Origin of the sequence: Nocardia lijiangensis NBRC 108240, from assembly GCF_001613045.1 — a bacterium.
Lineage (GTDB): Bacteria > Actinomycetota > Actinomycetes > Mycobacteriales > Mycobacteriaceae > Nocardia > Nocardia lijiangensis.
The window spans coordinates 1-16,053 of record NZ_BDBP01000046.1; the positions used below are offsets into that span (position 1 = coordinate 1).

The window sequence follows — 16,053 nt, forward strand, 5'->3', positions numbered from 1 at the left end:
GGCGGGCCGACCACACCGGTGGCGTCGTCGTCCGGGTCCGGCTTCCGCCTGCGGCCGCTGCGCTTCGGTGCGGGGGCCTCGGCCAGCGGATCGGCGCCGTACGGCGTGGCGGCTTCCAGCGGATCCGGTGCACTGTGCCGGGAGTTGGAGGACATGTCGCGTCCCGGCATGACCAGATTGGAGCGCCCGGGCGGCGGATCCGAGTAGGACGGCGCCGCCGGGTAAGGCGTCGGCTCGGGATAGGCCGGGTAACGCGTCGGCTCGGGATAGAGCGTCGATTCCCGGTACGGCGCCAGCGGGTCGTACCGGGTGATCGGGCCCGACATCGGGGAATGGCTCGGTAGCTCCGCGACGGGATCCGGTGCGGCGGGCTCGAAGGCGGGGGGTTCGTAAGCCGTCGGTTCGAACGCGGCGGGCTCGAACGGTGCGGGCGCGTAGGAGGCGGGGTCGTACGACGCGGGTTCGTACGCGGGCGCTGCGGGTTCGTACGCGGGCGCGGGGGATTCGTACGCGGGCACTGAGTACGCGGGCGCTGCGGATTCGTACGCGGGCGCGGGGGGTACTTCGTCTTCGGGTGCGGCGTGCGCGGAATGGCTGCCGCCGTCCCGGATGACCGGGAGATCGCCCGTCAGCTCGGCGACGGAAATGCCGCGGCCACCGCGCCTGCGTCGGCCACCGCCGGACGACGACGAACCCTGCTGACCGTTGCGGGCCAGCAGCTCGGCGACCGATAGCTGCTTGGATTCATCACTCATGCCTGCACCTCGCTGGCGCTCGGCCTGTGTGAGGCACGCTGGCACACGATTCGCTCACTGCCTTCACTCATGCGCGCGCCTCGCTGACGCTCGGCTCCGGCATGCGCGACGCGCGCCGACGCATGATTCGCTCATTACTGCGTTCGTTCATGACGACACCGTTTCGATCGGACCCGAGCGTGCGGCACCACCGGACGCCGGCGTGCCGGATTCGGCCGCCGGGCCTGTCGTCAAAGACAACGCTTTGGGTCCACCGTTCATATCGGTATCCAGTTTGCGCAGGATCAGCCCTTCTCGCAGCGCCCACGGACAAATCTCGAGGGTATCCAGCGACAGCGCCCGCATACTCGCCTCCGCGACCAACGCGCCAGCCACCAATTGCTGTGACCGATCGGAACTTACGCCTTCCAATTCTGCACGGTCCGACGCCGTCATCCGCGAGATGAACGCAATCAGTTGGCGCAGACCCGAGCTGGTGAGTGTACGGCGCACCCGGGTGCCCGCCGTCGACGGCGCGGCTCCGGTCAGCCTGGCCAGCGAGCGGAATGTCTTCGACGTGCCGACGGCGAGATCGGGCTTGCCCACCTCGATCAGCTGCTTCGCGGGGGCGACGAGTTCGGCGTCGAGCCAGTCGCGCAGGACCGCGATCCGGCGCTTGCCCGGCGGGTCCTCGCGCAGCCACTCCCTGGTGAGCCTGCCCGCGCCGAGTTGCAGCGAGAGCGCGACATCGGGTTCCTCGTCGCCGCCGTTGCTCATCTCCAGCGAGCCGCCGCCGATGTCGAGGTTGAGGATGCGGCCCGCGCTCCAGCCGTACCAGCGGCGCACCGCGAGAAAGGTCAGCCGGGCCTCGTCGACGCCGGTGAGCACCTGCAGGTCGACACCCGTCTCGGCGCGCACCCTGGCCAAGACCTGTTCGGAGTTGGCCGCCTCGCGCAGCGCGGAGGTGGCGAACGGCATCAGCTCTACGCAGCGCGACGTCTCGGCGATGCTTGCGAATTCGGCCACGGTCTTGATGAGCCGCTCGGCGCCCTGGACGGTGATCCGGCCCTCGTCGTCCAGGTTCTCCGACAGCCGGAGCGTGGCCTTCGTCGAGCTCATCGGCATCGGGTGGGCACCCCGGTGTGCGTCCACCACGAGCAGGTGGACGGTGTTGCTTCCGACGTCGAGTACCCCAAGGCGCACATGAATACGGTACTGGGTCGACCAGCACTTCAGGCCAGGCGATCGAACTGTTAGCGTTTCAAGGTGTGACGGTAGGCGTAACGGCGAGCAGCCAGACCCCGCCCCGACCAGCGGCGAAGATCGACCCGGCGCCGGAGGTCGATCTGGACTTTCCACGTGAATGGATCGAGTTCGTCGATCCAGCAAATGAAGAGCACCTGATCGTCGCCGACCTCACCTGGTTGCTGTCCCGGTGGACGTGCGTCTTCGGGACGCCCGCGTGCCAAGGCATCATCGCGAGCCGCCCGGACGACGGCTGCTGTTCGCACGGCGCGTTCCTGTCCGACGAGGACGACCAGCAGCGTTTGCGTAACGCTGTGAGAATGCTCACTCCGGCCGACTGGCAGCTGATGCACGAGGCCGAGAACGCCAAGGGCAAGATCACCAAGAAGGGCTATCTGGAACTCGACGAGCTCGAGGACGAGCCCGCGCTGCGCACCCGTCGCGTCGACGGCGCATGCATCTTCCTGAACCGTCCCGGCTTCGAGGGCGGTGTCGGCTGCGCACTGCACACGATGGCGCTGCGCCGCGGCATGGAGCCGCACACCGTGAAACCGGACGTCTGCTGGCAGTTGCCGATTCGGCGCACCCAGGAATGGGTGGACCGCCCCGACGGCGTGCAGATCCTGCGCACGGTGATCACCGAATACGACCGGCGCGGCTGGGGCCCCGGCGGGCTCGACCTGGATTGGTACTGCTCCGGCTCGCCCGACGCGCACGTGGGCGAGCGGCCGGTCTGGCAGTCCTACGCACCCGAGTTGAAAGAACTGCTCGGCGAACCCGCCTACGACGAACTCGCCAGGCACTGCAAGCGCCGCGAGGGACTCGGCCTGATCGCGATTCATCCCGCGACGGTGCACGCGCAGCGCAACGCCGAGCAGCAAGCGCACGGCGCCTAGCCGCAACTCCCCCATCGCGACCGTGGCCCCCGCTGGGCCAACCCCTAACGGACGCTTGTCCAGTTTTGCGAAACGCTCACATTTCACACATCCGGTCGCTTACTGTGCGGAGGCCCACACCCAGCGGGCAGCACAGGAGAACACCATGAGCGAACGAAGTGAGCGAATCAAGTGCCAGCGCGCCTTGCGCATGCTGGAGCCGAGCGTCAGCGAGGCGGAGGCATGAGCACCACTTCCCCAGGCCTGGTCGGGCGACGGATCGGCACCGGACTCGCGGGTTTCGCCGCGGCAACGGCCGTCGCCGTCTTCGCGGCGCCGCAGGCGCACGCCACCGTCGACTCGATCACCGTGTCCGGCGCCGACCACACCATCAACACCACCTACACGCTGCGCGCGAAGCTCAGCGGCGCGGGCATCGGGCTGCTGGTCTACTGGTCGGACAACAGCGATCAGATCTCGGGCCCGAAGGTGCCGTGGCCGGTCGGCGAGTCCTCCGTCAGCTGGACGCCGAAAACGCCTGGGCAGCACCTGATCACGGCCTCGCAGGGCGGTAGCACCAAGACGATCGTCGTCCAGGTGAAGGACCCGAACGATCCGGGCGACCCCGGCGACCCGGGCGATCCCGGCGACCCCGGCAATCCGGGCGGCGGCACCGGCAGCGCGGGAACGGGCAGCGCGGGCAAACTGCTCGGCGGCCTGCTCGGTCGCTGAGCCCGGTTCCCCCAACGCATTTCGGCGCGGCCGAACTCGCGCCAAAATCTGAAACATCTCCGCTTCAAAGAGTAGGGTCCAGTCGATCGGCATGGTCGGCACAGGAGGAGCACCATGACATCACTCAGCATCACCCGGCGCGGGGCGGGCGTCGGAATCACCGCGATGGCGGCCGCCGCCGTCACCGTGCTCGCGGCGCCCTCGGCGTACGCGGCCGTGCAGTCGGTCTCGGTCGAGGGCAGTAACCACAAGGTCGGCACCACGTACACCATCACGGCCGAGGTCGGCGGCGCGTCCGGTGGCCTGCTGGTCTACTTCAGCGACAACGGCGAATTCATCGGCGCGCCCAAGGTTCCGTGGCCGCCGGGCAGCGCGACCATCGAATGGAAGCCGAGCACGCCCGGCCAGCACATCCTCACCGTCGAGCAGGGCGGCAGCACCAAGTCCATCGTGGTCGAGGTCGACAAGGCGAGCAGCGGCGGCAGCGGAAGCTCGGGCAGCGCCTCCTCCGGCAGCGGTACCGGCAGCGCGGGCAAGCTGCTCGGCGGATTGCTCGGTGGGTTGCTCGGCAGCAGCTGAGCGCGCGGTGTGCAGGCCGTCACTCGACGGTCTGCACACCTTCTGGATCAGCGTGCGCGAGCCGAAATACCCCGCAGGTCATCTGCTCGCCATGCGCGCGTCACTCATTTCGGGTTTGATGTCGGGTCATGAAGAAAGCGCTCACCCTCGCAACCCTCGTCATCGGTGCGACCCTGTCCATGGCCGGCGGCGCACACGCCGAACCCGACGCGGATCCGACCAAATTCTCGGACTTCACTGCCACTTTCGTGCCCGCGACGGATCCGAACGCGATGAACGCCGCCAAAGAGGGCAAGAACGTGATCATGAGCCCCTACGGCGTCGGCCGCACCATCGCCTGCCGCGGCAACGGCACCAGCGTGCCGCTCTACGACTGCATGCAGGAAGACGACCTCGGCTGGATCACGCTGCGCAAGACCGACGTTCCCGCCATCGGCCCGACCTGGGTCTACCTCCCGTAACAGACGGCGTCCGTCGATCGCACCGCCCACATGGCCGGAGCGAAGGCGGAGGTACACGCCTTCCGGGGGGCCGCCAACGCACATACGAAGAACGGGCCCCGGTTCCGCGCTCGGGGTGAGGACGCGGAACCGGGGCCCGTTCGCTGTCTTTCGGCTCAGGCCTCGAGCTTGTACCCGAGACCACGCACGGTCACCAGGTGCTCCGGCTTGGCCGGATCGGCCTCGATCTTCGAGCGCAGCCGCTTGACGTGCACGTCGAGGGTCTTGGTGTCGCCCACATAGTCGGCGCCCCAGACGCGGTCGATCAGCTGGCCGCGGGTCAGCACCCGGCCGGAGTTGCGCAGCAGGTACTCGAGTAGATCGAATTCCTTGAGCGGCAACGTCACCGGCTTGCCGTTGACCAGCACGGTGTGGCGGTCCACGTCCATCCGGACCGGACCGGCCTCGAGCACGCCGTTCTCGCTGCCGCCGTCGAGCTCGTCGCCCGCGCCGCGGCGCAGCACCGCGCGGATGCGCGCGATGAGTTCACGCGCCGAGTACGGCTTGGTGACGTAGTCGTCGGCGCCCAGCTCCAGGCCGACCACCTTGTCGATCTCGCTGTCCCGCGCGGTCACCATGATGACCGGTACGCCGCTGCGGGTGCGCAGCTGCTTGCACACGTCGGTGCCGCTCATGCCGGGCAGCATCAGGTCCAGCAGCACGATGTCGGCACCGGAGCGGTCGAATTCGGCAAGCGCGGAAGGTCCGTCGCCCACCACGGTGACCTCGAAGCCCTCCTTGCGCAGCAGGAACGCGAGCGGATCGGCCAGCGACTCCTCATCCTCGACGATCAGAACACTCGTCATCTGCGTGCCTCCACACCATTGGGTCTGCCCGGCCCCTGGGGGCGCGGGCCGGTTTCCTTCGTGCTCACCACGGGAGCCTCGACTTCCTCGTCGCTGTCGGTCTCGAGGTGAGCGGGTATTCGCAGGGTGAACGTCGATCCGGTGCCCAGTTTGCTCCACAGGGTGATCTCACCGTTGTGGTTGGCCGCCACGTGCTTGACGATAGCGAGCCCGAGCCCGGTACCACCGGTGGCGCGCGAGCGCGCCTTGTCGGAACGGAAGAACCGTTCGAACACCCGCTCCTGGTCTTCTTTCGGGATGCCGATGCCGCGGTCGGTGACCGCCATGGCGACGTGGTCGCCGCGCAGCGAACGGCTCACCGAGACGTGCGAACCGGTCGGCGAGTAGGCGATCGCGTTCTCCACCAGGTTGGACAGTGCGGTGACGAGCAGCGTCTCGTCGCCGAGGACCTCGAGCCCGCTGGGCCGGTCGGTGCTGACGGTGATGCCCGCCGCCTCGGCGGCGGTGCGCGAGCGGTCCACCGCCTGCATGACGACGGTGTCGACGTCGACGACCTCGAGTTCGGGCAGCTTCTCCGCGCCCTGTAGTCGCGAGAGCGCGATCAGCTCGGTCACCATCTTGCCGAGGCGGCGGGATTCGCCGAGCACGCGCTCGCCGAAGTGGCGCACCGCCTCGGGGTCGTCGACGGATTCCAGCAGCGCCTCGGCGAGCAGGCTCATCGCGCCGACGGGGGTCTTGAGTTCGTGGCTGACGTTCGCGACGAAATCGCGCCGGGTGGCCTCCATGCGGGCCTGCTCGGAATCGTCGTCGGCGAACAGAACGGTGAAACCGGTCTCCTCCGGCGAGAGCGGCCGTGCCACGCCGCGCACCGCGATCCTGCTGCGGCCGGGCATCGGATTCTTCGCGGTCAGGTCGAACTCGGCGAACTCCCCGGTGGTCAGTACCTTCTCCACCGCTGCCCAAGCGCGTTCGTCGAGCAAACGGTTGCGGACAAGGCCGAGCTCCTCGGCGCGCGGGTTCACCAGCACCACGTCGCGGTATTGGTCGACCACCGCGATGCCGCTTTCGGAAGCGAGCACGATCAGGTCGAGCACCTGCGACATCGTCAGTCCGGAATCGGCCTGTCTTCGGGCGGCCTGGCGGGCGTTCACGTAGGGAATCAGCAGCCCGCCGACTGCCAGGCCGACGACAGCCGCGAGGACTGCCAACAACACGGCCTGCGGAACACTCACACTTGAATCGTACGGTCGCCGACCGACTGACCAACGCCGGGTACACGAAGTTTCACCCAGGTCACAGGGCATTCCAGGGCCGTTAGCCGTGTGTTTACGCGTTGTTCGGACTAAGGGTGCCGTGGCACGTCGCCGCGAGCAAGATCGACCCCTATCCGGTACGCAAGATCGACTGCGGCGGTCAATCCGCGTCGCCCGCAAGCGCCTCGTTCACCGCCCGGCCGTGCTTGTCGACCCACTCGCCGAGCGCGTAGATCGGCCCGAGCAGGTCGTGGCCCGCCTCGGTGAGTTCGTATTCGACGCGGGGCGGGGCTTCGGCGTAGCGGCGGCGCTCCACCAGTGTGAGCTGCTCCATCCGGCGCAGGGTCTGGGTGAGCATCTTCTGGCTGATCCCGCCGATCGCGTCGCGCAGCTCGCCCGGGCGCATCGGACCGTCGCGCAACATGTAGACGATCACCGGCAGCCAGGAGTTGCCGAACAGATCGACGCCCATGCGCGCGGGGCAGTCCGATTCGTAGTCGCCGTAGGGCGGGTAATCGACCAGGAGCGGTTCTGGCCATTCGGTCGGCTCCGCCCCGGTCGGCGTCGGAACGCTCGCCGCGGGTTCGTGTCGCCGCGCCGTTGCGCGGACCGGGTCATGCGGCGCGGGGCCGTGGAACACGCGGGTCGGTGAGGACTGGGCGGAGGCTTCCGGCTGCGGTGGGGACATCGGTCCGGCGTTCGCGCTGCCGGTGCCGGCGGGTGACGCGGTCATGGGGTTCAGCATGGCACCGCCGTTGGGCACCCGGAGGTGCCTATCGAATTCCTTACCGTCGGAAACACATTCGACAGTGAGGAGTTCATCATGCAGATCGGAGTCATCGGGGCGGGCGCGATGGCGCGGGCGCTCGGCGGCCGATGGGCCGCGGCGGGGCACGAGATCTACTTCGGCGCACGGCGGACGGAGGCGGCGGACGAACTGGCTGCCGGCGTGGGCTACGGCGCGCGCGGCGGGAGCATCGAGGAGGCGGCTCGGTTCGGGGAGGTGGTGCTGCTCGCCGTGCCGGTCGACGGACTGGACGCAGTTCTGCGGGCGACGCCCGAGTTCGCCGGTCGCGTTCTCGTCGACTGCACCAACGCCTTCGAACCCGATACCGCGGCACCGGACGGTGCGGCCGGGTTCGTCCTCGCCGAGGACGCGGTTGCCGAACGGATCGCCGCGACCGTCCCCAGCGCGCAGGTGGTGAAGGCGTTCAATCTCTGCGCGGCCGAGGTGTGGGCGGACGATGCTCGCGAATTCGAGGGCAGTCCGTTGTCCGTGCCTCTCTGTGGCGATGATCCGGATGCGGTGCGCGTCGTAGCGGGCTTGGCGGAGGATCTGAAACTGCGGCCGTTCCTCGCGGGCGGGCTGCATCGGGCTCGGTATCTGGAAGCTGCCTCCGTTCTAACGGTCGGTCTGTGGTTCGCGGGCTATGACAGCCGCGCCATGCTTCCGCCTTTGTCTGCTGCGTTCGCTACGCGGGATCAGCAGTGAGGCCGGGGACGCGGCCGCAGGAAAAGCGCGAGGGCGCCTTCGATTCGAAGGCGCCCTCGCGAAAAGGAATTCACCAACCGTGATTGCCGCGCACCGGGATGTTCACGAAGCTCGGCCGCGCCGGGTCCAGCTGCACGTGCTGCGGCTTCAACTCCGTGTCGAGCAGCATCGGCAGGACGGGCAGGCCCTTGGGGAAGTTCCCCGCGAACACGTCCACCCGCAGGCGGTGGCCGGGCTGCAGGATCGCCTCGGTGGCGCTGAGCGTGATGTCCAGCGTGGTGGCCTCGCCCGGCACCGTCGGCTGCCTGGTCTCCAGTGAGGTGAACGGTCGCGGGTCGGTGTAGTCGCCGTTGGCCGAGCGGGTGCTGTTGGCCTCGTCCACTTGGCGCAACGAGGCCATCAACTGGCCGGAGGTGAGCACGGTCGACTGCCCGTCGGGCGCGACGTCGTTGACGGTCACCGTCCAGTAGCCGTCGATCGCGTCCTGAACGGTGTTGAGCCGCACCGCGATCGGACCGGAGATGGTGGTCGCCTCGGCCACCGGCGCGCTGGTGAAGGTGAGCGCGTTCAGCTCCGCGACGCGGGAATCCTTGGCGCAGCCGTCGATGATCGACAGTATGCCCGCACTGCCCTGCGCGGCGTCGTTGGAGCACAGGGTGGTCAGGCCGGGTGCGACCGTCAGGCGCGCGGTGTCGTCGTTCGCTTCGGCGGTGAGCGAGCCGTCGTAGACGCTGCGCGCGGTGCCGCTCGGCGCCGCGGACAGGTACATGCGGCGGTGCTGCGCGGCGGCCTCGCCGACGGCCGAAGCGCCGAAGCCGTTCTGGGTGACCCAGCCGCCGCCCTGCTGGCGCAGCGTCACCGGGCCGTAGCTGTCGATGCCGTTGTCGATGCCCTTGAGCCACTTGTCGAACCACGCCCGCTGCAGCACGTCCAGGCGCGGCGGCAGGCCCGGCTTGCCGTACTCGTTGCCCGAGTTCACGTGGTAGGTGTTGCCCATCAGCAGCTGCTTCTGACCGGCGGGCAGCGGAATCTCGTTGTAGATCTTGGATTCCGAGTAGGTGAACAGGTCGTGCCAGCCGCCGACGACGAAGGTCGGCACCCGGATCTGCGTGGGATCGCTGACGTAATCGCCGCGTTCGGGGCTGTTGTGGCTGAGCAGGCCGAGCAGGCGCGGGTCGGCATCCTGGAAACGCGTTGCGGTGTAAGCGTTCAGGAAGACGTCCATGAAGGTGAGCGGGGAGGCGGCGCGATCGGCGAGCCACTCCCAGTCGAACTTGCCGTTCACGATGGACTGCAGATCCGGCACCCACTTGAGGCTGTTGATCGCGGTGAGCCACAGCGGGATGAAGTTGAAGCCGAAGCCGCCGCCGGGCGCGAGCACGTCGTTGACCAGGTCACTGCCCGGCACCACCGGGAAGATCGCCTTCAGCGCGGGCGGCTGCTTCGCCGCGGCCTGCACCTGGTTGATGCCCGAGTAGGAGATGCCGCTCATGCCGATCTTGCCGTCGGACCACGGCTGGCGCGAAGCCCAGTCGATGACCTCGAGGGTGTCCTGCTGCTCGCGGGCGCGGAGCATGTCCCACTCGCCCTGCGAGAAGCCGGTGCCGCGCACGTCGACGACCAGCTGCGAGTACCCGCTCTTGATCAGCTGACGGTCCACGGTGAAGTTGCGCAGCTCGCCGCCGCCGAAGGCCTTGGTGAGATCGGTGACGCCGGACAGCGGGGTGCCGCTGAAGTCGATCTGGCGGAACAGGTTCAGCAGCGCGTCCGACAGCACCGGAACGGACTGCGCGTGATCGGCGAGGTTCGACACCAGCTTGGTGTAGGGCGTCATGTTGACGATGGTCGGCGTCTGCGCGTCGATCGGGCGGCCGGAGGCGTCGGCGGGCCGGTACACATTGCCCTTCAGCACCGTCCCGTCACTCATGGTGATCGGCACGTCCCATTCGATGTGCACATTCGGGTATTGCTGGGCGCCGTCCTCGGTGGCCGCCCACGCCGCTCCGGCGGCGCCTCCGTCGGGACCGGTCGCGACGGGCGCGGCGGTCGCGCCAGTGGTGAGGAAAGGAACGAGCACCGCGGCGGCGAGCGCCGCGACTGTGGCCCGTAACGCGTACTTCATCGGACGTGATCCACCTCTCGGACTGGTCGAACGTCCGGAAGCATACACAACTTACCAGTCGGTAAGAACTCCCGGATTCGCGGAGATCGGCTGGAATAGCGATTCACATACGCCGGACGGCTCGCGATAGTGGCTGAATATGGAGATCTTCGCGAGATCCGCGCGCCAGAATGAAGGCTTACCGTATGGGCCGCGGCATCGCGGATGTACACGCCGGAGCGGGCTGAAAGCGCGGGTGGATTTCCGCGAGATACCGCGGCCGGATCACCCCGGGCGGCATTCCTCGGCACAGGAGGGGCGCGATCGGTGATCGAAGTCGGCTCGGCGCTCGGCGCTCGGGACAGAGCCTCATCGGTCCCGATAGTCCGTGCCACCCCTGGCGCGCTCCGGAGCGCGGACTCGACCGAAGATCCGGCGCGGGGACTGCCGGAATCGATCGCCTTACTAAATCGATCGCCTTACTAAACGACAATGCGCCGCGGTCGACAGCCGACCGCGGCGCATTCTCGGGTTCGTACTACTTACCGCCCTGGCTCGCGACGGCGGCGGCACCGGCGGCGGCGGCCTCCGGGTCCAGGTACTCGCGCGGACGCACCGGGCGCAGGTTTTCGTCCAGCTCGTAGCGCAGCGGGATGCCGGTCGGGATGTTCAGGCCCGCGATGTCGTCGTCGGAGATCTGGTCCAGGTGCTTGACCAGCGCGCGCAGCGAGTTGCCGTGCGCGGCGACCAGCACGGTCTTGCCGGTGAGCAGCTCCTTGGAGATGGTCGACTCCCAGTACGGGACCATCCGGTTCACCACGTCGAGCAGGCACTCGGTCTTGGGCACCTCGATGCCCGCGTAGCGCGGGTCGCCTTCCTGGCTGTACTCGTTGGCCGGGTCGATCGGCGGCGGCGGGGTGTCGTAGCTGCGACGCCACAGCATGAACTGGTCGTCGCCGTACTTGTCGCGGATCTGCGCCTTGTTCTTGCCCTGCAGCTCGCCGTAGTGACGCTCGTTGAGCCGCCAGTCGCGCACCACCGGGATCCAGTGCCGGTCGGCGGCGTCCAGCGCGATGTTCGCGGTGGAGATGGCGCGGCGCAGCAGCGAGGTGTAGACGATGTCGGGCAGGATGCCGTGCTCGGCGAGCAGCTCGCCTGCCCGCTTACCCTCGGCGATGCCCTTGTCGGTCAGGTGCACGTCCACCCAGCCGGTGAACAGATTCAGGGCATTCCATTCGCTCTCGCCGTGGCGCAGCAACACGAGGGTGTACGTCATGACGGTCATCCTGCCACGCGCGGGATTCGTATCGGAGCCCTGGTCAGGGTGCCGGAGCGAGTGCGGTGAGCAGTCCGGCGCCGACCAAGGTGGCCTGATCGCCCAATTCCGAAGGGACCACGCGCAGGTCGCGCAGGAACTCGATGCGGGCGTGCGCGCCGAGCGCCTCCTGTAATGGTCGCCACAGTGGCTCACCGGACTGGGCGAAGCCGCCGCCGATCACCACCAGGTCCACGTCGAGCAGCGCGGCCGCCGACGAGATCACCTGTCCCAGGGCGATTCCCGCGCGCCGCAACGCCGCCTTGGCGATCCGGTCCCCCGCCTGGGCGTCGACGGCCAGCTCGATGCCGGTGGACCCCTGCCAGCCGCGCTCGCGCGCCCACCGCACCGAGGACGGACCGCTGGCCACCGCCTCCACACAGCCGACGCCGCCGCAGGCGCAGGGATCGGTCGACCCGGGCACGATCATGTGACCGATGTGACCGGCGTTGCCGGTGTGCCCGACCGCGACCATGCCGCCGACGACGACACCGCCGCCGATGCCCGAGGACACCGTCATGGCCAGCGCGTCCGGCGTCTCCCGCGCCGCGCCGAAATGCCGCTCGGCGAGCGCGAGGCACACGCCGTCGATGGCGAAACGTACCGTCGCGTCCGGGAACAGTTCCTGCACCGCGGACACCAGCGCGAAGCCGTCGCGCCACTCCGGAATGTTGAGCGGGGTGGTGATGCCTGCGGGCGCGTCCACCGGACCGCACGCGCCGATGCCGACTAGGTCCACGTCGGACCCGTTGGCCGCCGCGAGCAGCAGCCCGCGCACCGCGTCCCACACGCCGGTCGGCGGCACCTGAATACGGCCGACCTCGTGCGTCATTCCGTCGGCCCCCACCAACCCGACCGCGATCTTGGTCGCGCCGATGTCCAGAGCGAGAACGGTCATCTGAAACCCCCACTTCCCAACGCCACCGGACCGCCGCGAGCGCGCGACGGTCCGGTGCCGAATGATCTTGCTGTGCGGTCGCCAACGGTAGTTGCCCGACGGCCGACAGGCACCATCGGTCTCCACGCTCGGCGGTTGCCGAACATCATCGGCCGCCACCTCCGACGGTTGTCGAACATCATCGGCCTCCGCGTCCGGCACCTGTCGAGCATCACCGAAACTCGCGCCCACCGGTTGCCGGAGACCGTCGGGGCGCAGCGCGGCAGGCAATCATCATCCGCAGCATCGGCAGACGTCGAGCACCGCCGGGCTCGCGCACGGCGATCGACAGCATCGCCGACCTCAGCGCAAAGCCATTGTCGATCGACATCGGGCTCACTGCCCAGCAGTCGGCGGACATCGAACTCGGCGCTCGGTGGTCGCCGGGCACCATCGAACTCAGCGTCCAGCCGGACCCAGGCGGGTGCGGGAGGTCAGGAGTTCTCGGAGGATTCCACCAAGTGCTCGAACGCACGCAGGTTCTTCAGCGACTCGCCGCGCGAGACCCGCCATTTCCATTCCTTCCGAATGGATTCCGCGAAGCCGAGTTCCAGTAGCACGTTGAAGTCCGCGTCCACTGCCTCGAGCACCTGGCCGAAGATGCGGTCGAGTTCGTCCTCGGTGACGGCGTGCGTGGCGATGCGGCCGACCAGGTAGATGTCGCCGACCCGGTCCAGCGTGTAGGCAACGCCGTAGAGGCGGCGGTTGCGGCGGAGCAGGAATTTGTAGACGCCTTCGAAGTTCTCGTCGGGCTTGCGGCAGACGAAGGATTCGATGCGCACCCCGTGCTTGCCGACGGTGAGCATCAGCGTCGTCTTCAGTTTGCGCTCACCGGGGAGGACGACGACGAAGACGCCCGCGTCGGGACGGGTGTACTCGATCTCCCGGTCCCGCAGGGTCGCGTCGATCAGCTGGGTGGTGGCCTGGATATCGGTCATCGGTGCACTCCCATCCGGCGCCGCCACAGCGCCCGCGATCTGGCCTGACCGCCCTCACCGAGGAGCGCGGCTCCGGACAGGTTAGTGCGTTCGGTGCCGAGCGGGCCGTCGAGCACCGTCGGCTGTACGCCACCGGGCTCGACCGCGCCGAAATCGGACAGTGCCGCGGCGTAGCTGGCGAGCAGCCCGTCGGCGGTGTGTTCCCAGGAGAAGTTCGCGGCGTGCTCGACCGCCCGGTCGCGCATCGCGCGCAGCCTGCGCGGCTCGTCCAGCAGCGTGCCGAGCGCGGCGGCCCAATCCGGGGTGCGGTGACCGGCCACCAGCAGTCCGGTCTCGCCGTGCCGGACGGCGGTGCCGAGTCCGCCCACGTCGGCGGCCAGCACCGGGGTGCCGGTGGCCTGCGCCTCGATGGCGACCAGGCCGAAGGATTCGTTGTAGCTGGGCACCGCGACCAGATCGGCGGCGCGGTACACCTGGACGAGCCGGTCCGGCGGCTGCGGCGGCAGGAAGGTCACGCGGTCGGTGATGCCGAGTTCGGCGGCCAGCTCGATCAGGGCGTCGGGGCGCTCCAGGCCGGTGCCGGACGGGCCGCCGACGATGAGCACCCGCAGGTTGCGTGCGGGATCGGTGCGCAGCAACTCGGCGGCGGCGCGCACGAGCACGTCGGGCGCCTTCAGCGGTTGGATGCGGCCGACGAACGCGACGATCTGCTCGCCGGCGGCCAAGCCGAGCTCGACGCGGGCCGCGGCCTTGTCGCCGGGCCGGTAGCGGGCCAGGTCGGCGCCGGGAGGTACCACGTCGATGCGCTCGGCGTCGGCGCCGTAGAGCTCGACGAGCTGGCGTGCCTCCTCGGCCGTGTTGGCGACCATGCGGTCGGCCTCGGCGATGACCTGCTTCTCGCCGATCTCGCGGGTGGCGGGCTCGGGGCAGTCGCCCTCGGCCAGCGCGGCGTTCTTGACCGCGGCCAGGGTGTGCGCGGTGAACACCAGCGGCACCCGCCAGCGGTCTCTGGCCAGCCAGCCGACCTGACCGGACAGCCAGTAGTGCGAGTGCACGAGGTCGTAGTGGCCGGGCTGGTGGCGCGCCTCCTGGCGCAGTACCTCCGCGGTGAACGGGCAGAGCTGAGTCGGCAAGTCGTGCTTGTCGAGCCCCTCGAACGGGCCCGCCACCACGTTGCGCACCAGCACGCCGGGCCCCGCCTCCTGCACGGGCGGCACGTTCGAGGAGGTGGCGCGGGTGAAGATCTCGACTTCGGTCCCGCGCCGAGCCAGCTGGAGAGCCGTTTGCAGGACATAGACGTTCATACCGCCCGCATCACCCATGCCCGGTTGCGCGAGTGGTGAGGTGTGCACCGACAACACGGCTATCCGATTCGGCCGTAGGTCTGCACGTTGACTCACACCATCCATAGTGCACGGTGGATATCCGCTCTCGACGCCGCCTACCGGCCAAGTGAGAGTCATCACACATAAAACGCCCGCGGCCTCGGGAACCCCGCTGACCTGCGATTCGAATGTATGTGCGTACCTCCGCCTTCGCTCCGGCCGTGCGCGGGTTCAACGACGGGCTCCCGCCCGGCAGCGCCAGCTGTGCGTACCTCCGCCTTCGCTCCGGCCATGCGCGGGTTCAACGACGGGCTCCCGCCCGGCAGCGCCAACTGTGCGTACCGGTCCGCTACAGGCTGTCGATGAACTCGGTGACTTCTGCGACGAAGCGCGGGCGGTCCTCGATGAACAGGCCGTGCTGCGCACCGGGCCAGAACGACGTGCGCGCGTGCGGGGTGTTCTCGGCGATGTAGCGGCCGTTGTCGATCGGGACCACCGGGTCCGCGTCGCCGTGCAGCACGAGCACCGGAATGTCCAGGGCGCGCAGGGTTTCGGTGTTGTCGATGGAACGGTAGAACAGCGCCTTGCGCACCGCGGGCGGGGTGGCCAGGCTGATGCCAAACAGGCGCTGGGCGTCGACGCCCTTGTCCTCCCCGGGACCGGTATTGGCGTTGCCGAACACGGCGAAGGCCCTGGTGGCGCGGCCCGCACTGGTCTCGAAGACGCCGGGGATGGCCTGCTGCATGGCCGATCCGGTTGCCGCACCGGGGACGTCGCGGCCGATATTGGCCATCGAGCCGGTGAACACCACGCCGTCCACCGCATCCGCGCCGTAGGCGGTGAGGTAGTCGCTGATCACGATGCCGCCGTAGGACCAGCCGAGCAGCACCGCGCCGGACTCGATGCCCTCGGCCGCCAGCACCGAGGCGATGTCGGCAGCCCAGTTCTTGGGATCGTCGTAGCCGCTCTCCGGGGCGTCGGAATAGCCGTGACCGCGCAGATCGAGTGCGATCACGCGGAAGCGGCCTGCCAGGTCGTCGGCCGCGCCGCCCCAGCAGCGCAGGCTGGCCGACCAGCCGTGCACCAGGACGAGCGGCCGTCCTTCGGCGGGTCCGTCGACCCGATAGACGATGGTGGTGCCGTCCGCGCTGACCGCTTCCCGAAGTGCCATGGCACCCAGCGTAAGGCCGCGCACGGCCGGAGGGGAGGCAGAGGTATGCC

Annotated in this window: 16 protein-coding genes and 1 pseudogene; 5 read left to right on the forward strand and 12 right to left on the reverse strand. The window is 68.9% G+C overall.

What is annotated here, in order from left to right:
• Window positions 1-755, reverse strand: a pseudogene (locus tag NL1_RS18015) (hypothetical protein); the annotation flags it as partial.
• A gap of 147 nt (window positions 756-902) precedes the next feature.
• Window positions 903-1,937, reverse strand: coding sequence for a Ppx/GppA family phosphatase (locus tag NL1_RS18020; protein WP_067840854.1), 1,035 nt, complete (start codon window positions 1,935-1,937; stop codon window positions 903-905).
• 65 nt (window positions 1,938-2,002) lie between these two features.
• Between NL1_RS18020 and NL1_RS18025 the strand changes: the two genes are divergently transcribed.
• The 4 genes from NL1_RS18025 (at window position 2,003) to NL1_RS18040 (ending at window position 4,626) form a co-directional block, all read left to right on the forward strand.
• Entirely contained in the window at window positions 2,003-2,875 is an 873-nt protein-coding gene (locus tag NL1_RS18025; protein ID WP_067840856.1) for a DUF3109 family protein, read from the forward strand.
• Between the two features lie 222 nt (window positions 2,876-3,097).
• A complete protein-coding gene (locus NL1_RS18030; protein ID WP_067840857.1) occupies window positions 3,098-3,586 on the forward strand; it encodes a hypothetical protein in 489 nt (162 codons plus the stop codon).
• Between the two features lie 114 nt (window positions 3,587-3,700).
• Window positions 3,701-4,165: a hypothetical protein gene (locus tag NL1_RS18035; protein WP_067840859.1), complete on the forward strand. Its 465-nt coding sequence runs from the start codon at window positions 3,701-3,703 to the stop codon at window positions 4,163-4,165.
• A 128-nt stretch (window positions 4,166-4,293) separates the two neighbouring features.
• Complete coding sequence (locus NL1_RS18040; RefSeq protein WP_067840861.1) at window positions 4,294-4,626, forward strand: hypothetical protein; 333 nt, start codon at window positions 4,294-4,296, stop codon at window positions 4,624-4,626.
• Between the two features lie 155 nt (window positions 4,627-4,781).
• Here the strand turns inward: NL1_RS18040 and NL1_RS18045 are convergent, their stop codons facing one another.
• The 3 genes from NL1_RS18045 to NL1_RS39595 all read right to left on the reverse strand — a co-directional run bounded on the left by NL1_RS18045 (window position 4,782) and on the right by NL1_RS39595 (window position 7,457).
• Window positions 4,782-5,471, reverse strand: a complete 690-nt coding sequence (locus NL1_RS18045; protein ID WP_067840863.1) for a winged helix-turn-helix domain-containing protein — start codon at window positions 5,469-5,471, stop codon at window positions 4,782-4,784.
• Window positions 5,468-6,703, reverse strand: coding sequence for a sensor histidine kinase (locus NL1_RS18050; protein WP_067840864.1), 1,236 nt, complete (start codon window positions 6,701-6,703; stop codon window positions 5,468-5,470). Before NL1_RS18050 ends, NL1_RS18045 begins: the two co-directional genes overlap by 4 nt.
• 181 nt (window positions 6,704-6,884) lie before the next feature.
• Entirely contained in the window at window positions 6,885-7,457 is a 573-nt protein-coding gene (locus NL1_RS39595; RefSeq protein WP_245673363.1) for a winged helix-turn-helix transcriptional regulator, read from the reverse strand.
• A gap of 90 nt (window positions 7,458-7,547) precedes the next feature.
• Here NL1_RS39595 and NL1_RS18060 point away from each other — a divergent pair, with 90 nt between their 5' ends.
• The gene (locus tag NL1_RS18060; protein WP_067840967.1) at window positions 7,548-8,216 is read left to right on the forward strand and encodes an NADPH-dependent F420 reductase; all 669 of its coding nucleotides are present in this window, start codon (window positions 7,548-7,550) and stop codon (window positions 8,214-8,216) included.
• Between the two features lie 70 nt (window positions 8,217-8,286).
• Here the strand turns inward: NL1_RS18060 and NL1_RS18065 are convergent, their stop codons facing one another.
• From NL1_RS18065 to NL1_RS18095, 7 genes are all read right to left on the reverse strand, one after another.
• Window positions 8,287-10,338, reverse strand: a complete 2,052-nt coding sequence (locus NL1_RS18065; RefSeq protein WP_067840866.1) for a CocE/NonD family hydrolase — start codon at window positions 10,336-10,338, stop codon at window positions 8,287-8,289.
• A 517-nt stretch (window positions 10,339-10,855) separates the two neighbouring features.
• On the reverse strand, window positions 10,856-11,593 hold the full coding sequence (locus NL1_RS18070; protein WP_067840969.1) for a phosphoglyceromutase: 738 nt from the start codon (window positions 11,591-11,593) through the stop codon (window positions 10,856-10,858).
• 43 nt (window positions 11,594-11,636) lie between these two features.
• Window positions 11,637-12,530: an ROK family protein gene (locus NL1_RS18075; protein ID WP_067840970.1), complete on the reverse strand. Its 894-nt coding sequence runs from the start codon at window positions 12,528-12,530 to the stop codon at window positions 11,637-11,639.
• 211 nt (window positions 12,531-12,741) lie between these two features.
• Complete coding sequence (locus tag NL1_RS18080) at window positions 12,742-12,900, reverse strand: hypothetical protein (protein ID WP_156094927.1); 159 nt, start codon at window positions 12,898-12,900, stop codon at window positions 12,742-12,744.
• A gap of 103 nt (window positions 12,901-13,003) precedes the next feature.
• A complete protein-coding gene (locus NL1_RS18085; protein WP_067840869.1) occupies window positions 13,004-13,507 on the reverse strand; it encodes a type III secretion system chaperone family protein in 504 nt (167 codons plus the stop codon).
• On the reverse strand, window positions 13,504-14,916 hold the full coding sequence (mshA, locus tag NL1_RS18090; protein WP_067840871.1) for a D-inositol-3-phosphate glycosyltransferase: 1,413 nt from the start codon (window positions 14,914-14,916) through the stop codon (window positions 13,504-13,506). The genes NL1_RS18085 and mshA overlap by 4 nt, the downstream gene beginning before the upstream one ends.
• A 265-nt stretch (window positions 14,917-15,181) precedes the next feature.
• Window positions 15,182-16,003: an alpha/beta fold hydrolase gene (locus NL1_RS18095; RefSeq protein WP_067840873.1), complete on the reverse strand. Its 822-nt coding sequence runs from the start codon at window positions 16,001-16,003 to the stop codon at window positions 15,182-15,184.
• Window positions 16,004-16,053: the final 50 nt, after the last annotated feature.

What these genes read in the sequence shown, in the direction of transcription:
- NL1_RS18030 (WP_067840857.1), top strand. Translation starts at nt 3,098, where the DNA reads ATGAGCACCACTTCCCCAGGCCTGGTCGGGCGACGGATCGGCACCGGA.
- NL1_RS18065 (WP_067840866.1), bottom strand. Translation starts at nt 10,338, where the DNA reads ATGAAGTACGCGTTACGGGCCACAGTCGCGGCGCTCGCCGCCGCGGTG.
- NL1_RS18040 (WP_067840861.1), top strand. Translation starts at nt 4,294, where the DNA reads ATGAAGAAAGCGCTCACCCTCGCAACCCTCGTCATCGGTGCGACCCTG.
- NL1_RS18060 (WP_067840967.1), top strand. Translation starts at nt 7,548, where the DNA reads ATGCAGATCGGAGTCATCGGGGCGGGCGCGATGGCGCGGGCGCTCGGC.
- mshA (WP_067840871.1), bottom strand. Translation starts at nt 14,916, where the DNA reads ATGGATGGTGTGAGTCAACGTGCAGACCTACGGCCGAATCGGATAGCC.
- NL1_RS39595 (WP_245673363.1), bottom strand. Translation starts at nt 7,457, where the DNA reads ATGACCGCGTCACCCGCCGGCACCGGCAGCGCGAACGCCGGACCGATG.
- NL1_RS18080 (WP_156094927.1), bottom strand. Translation starts at nt 12,900, where the DNA reads ATGTCGATCGACAATGGCTTTGCGCTGAGGTCGGCGATGCTGTCGATC.
- NL1_RS18075 (WP_067840970.1), bottom strand. Translation starts at nt 12,530, where the DNA reads ATGACCGTTCTCGCTCTGGACATCGGCGCGACCAAGATCGCGGTCGGG.
- NL1_RS18095 (WP_067840873.1), bottom strand. Translation starts at nt 16,003, where the DNA reads ATGGCACTTCGGGAAGCGGTCAGCGCGGACGGCACCACCATCGTCTAT.
- NL1_RS18035 (WP_067840859.1), top strand. Translation starts at nt 3,701, where the DNA reads ATGACATCACTCAGCATCACCCGGCGCGGGGCGGGCGTCGGAATCACC.
- NL1_RS18045 (WP_067840863.1), bottom strand. Translation starts at nt 5,471, where the DNA reads ATGACGAGTGTTCTGATCGTCGAGGATGAGGAGTCGCTGGCCGATCCG.
- NL1_RS18070 (WP_067840969.1), bottom strand. Translation starts at nt 11,593, where the DNA reads ATGACGTACACCCTCGTGTTGCTGCGCCACGGCGAGAGCGAATGGAAT.
- NL1_RS18085 (WP_067840869.1), bottom strand. Translation starts at nt 13,507, where the DNA reads ATGACCGATATCCAGGCCACCACCCAGCTGATCGACGCGACCCTGCGG.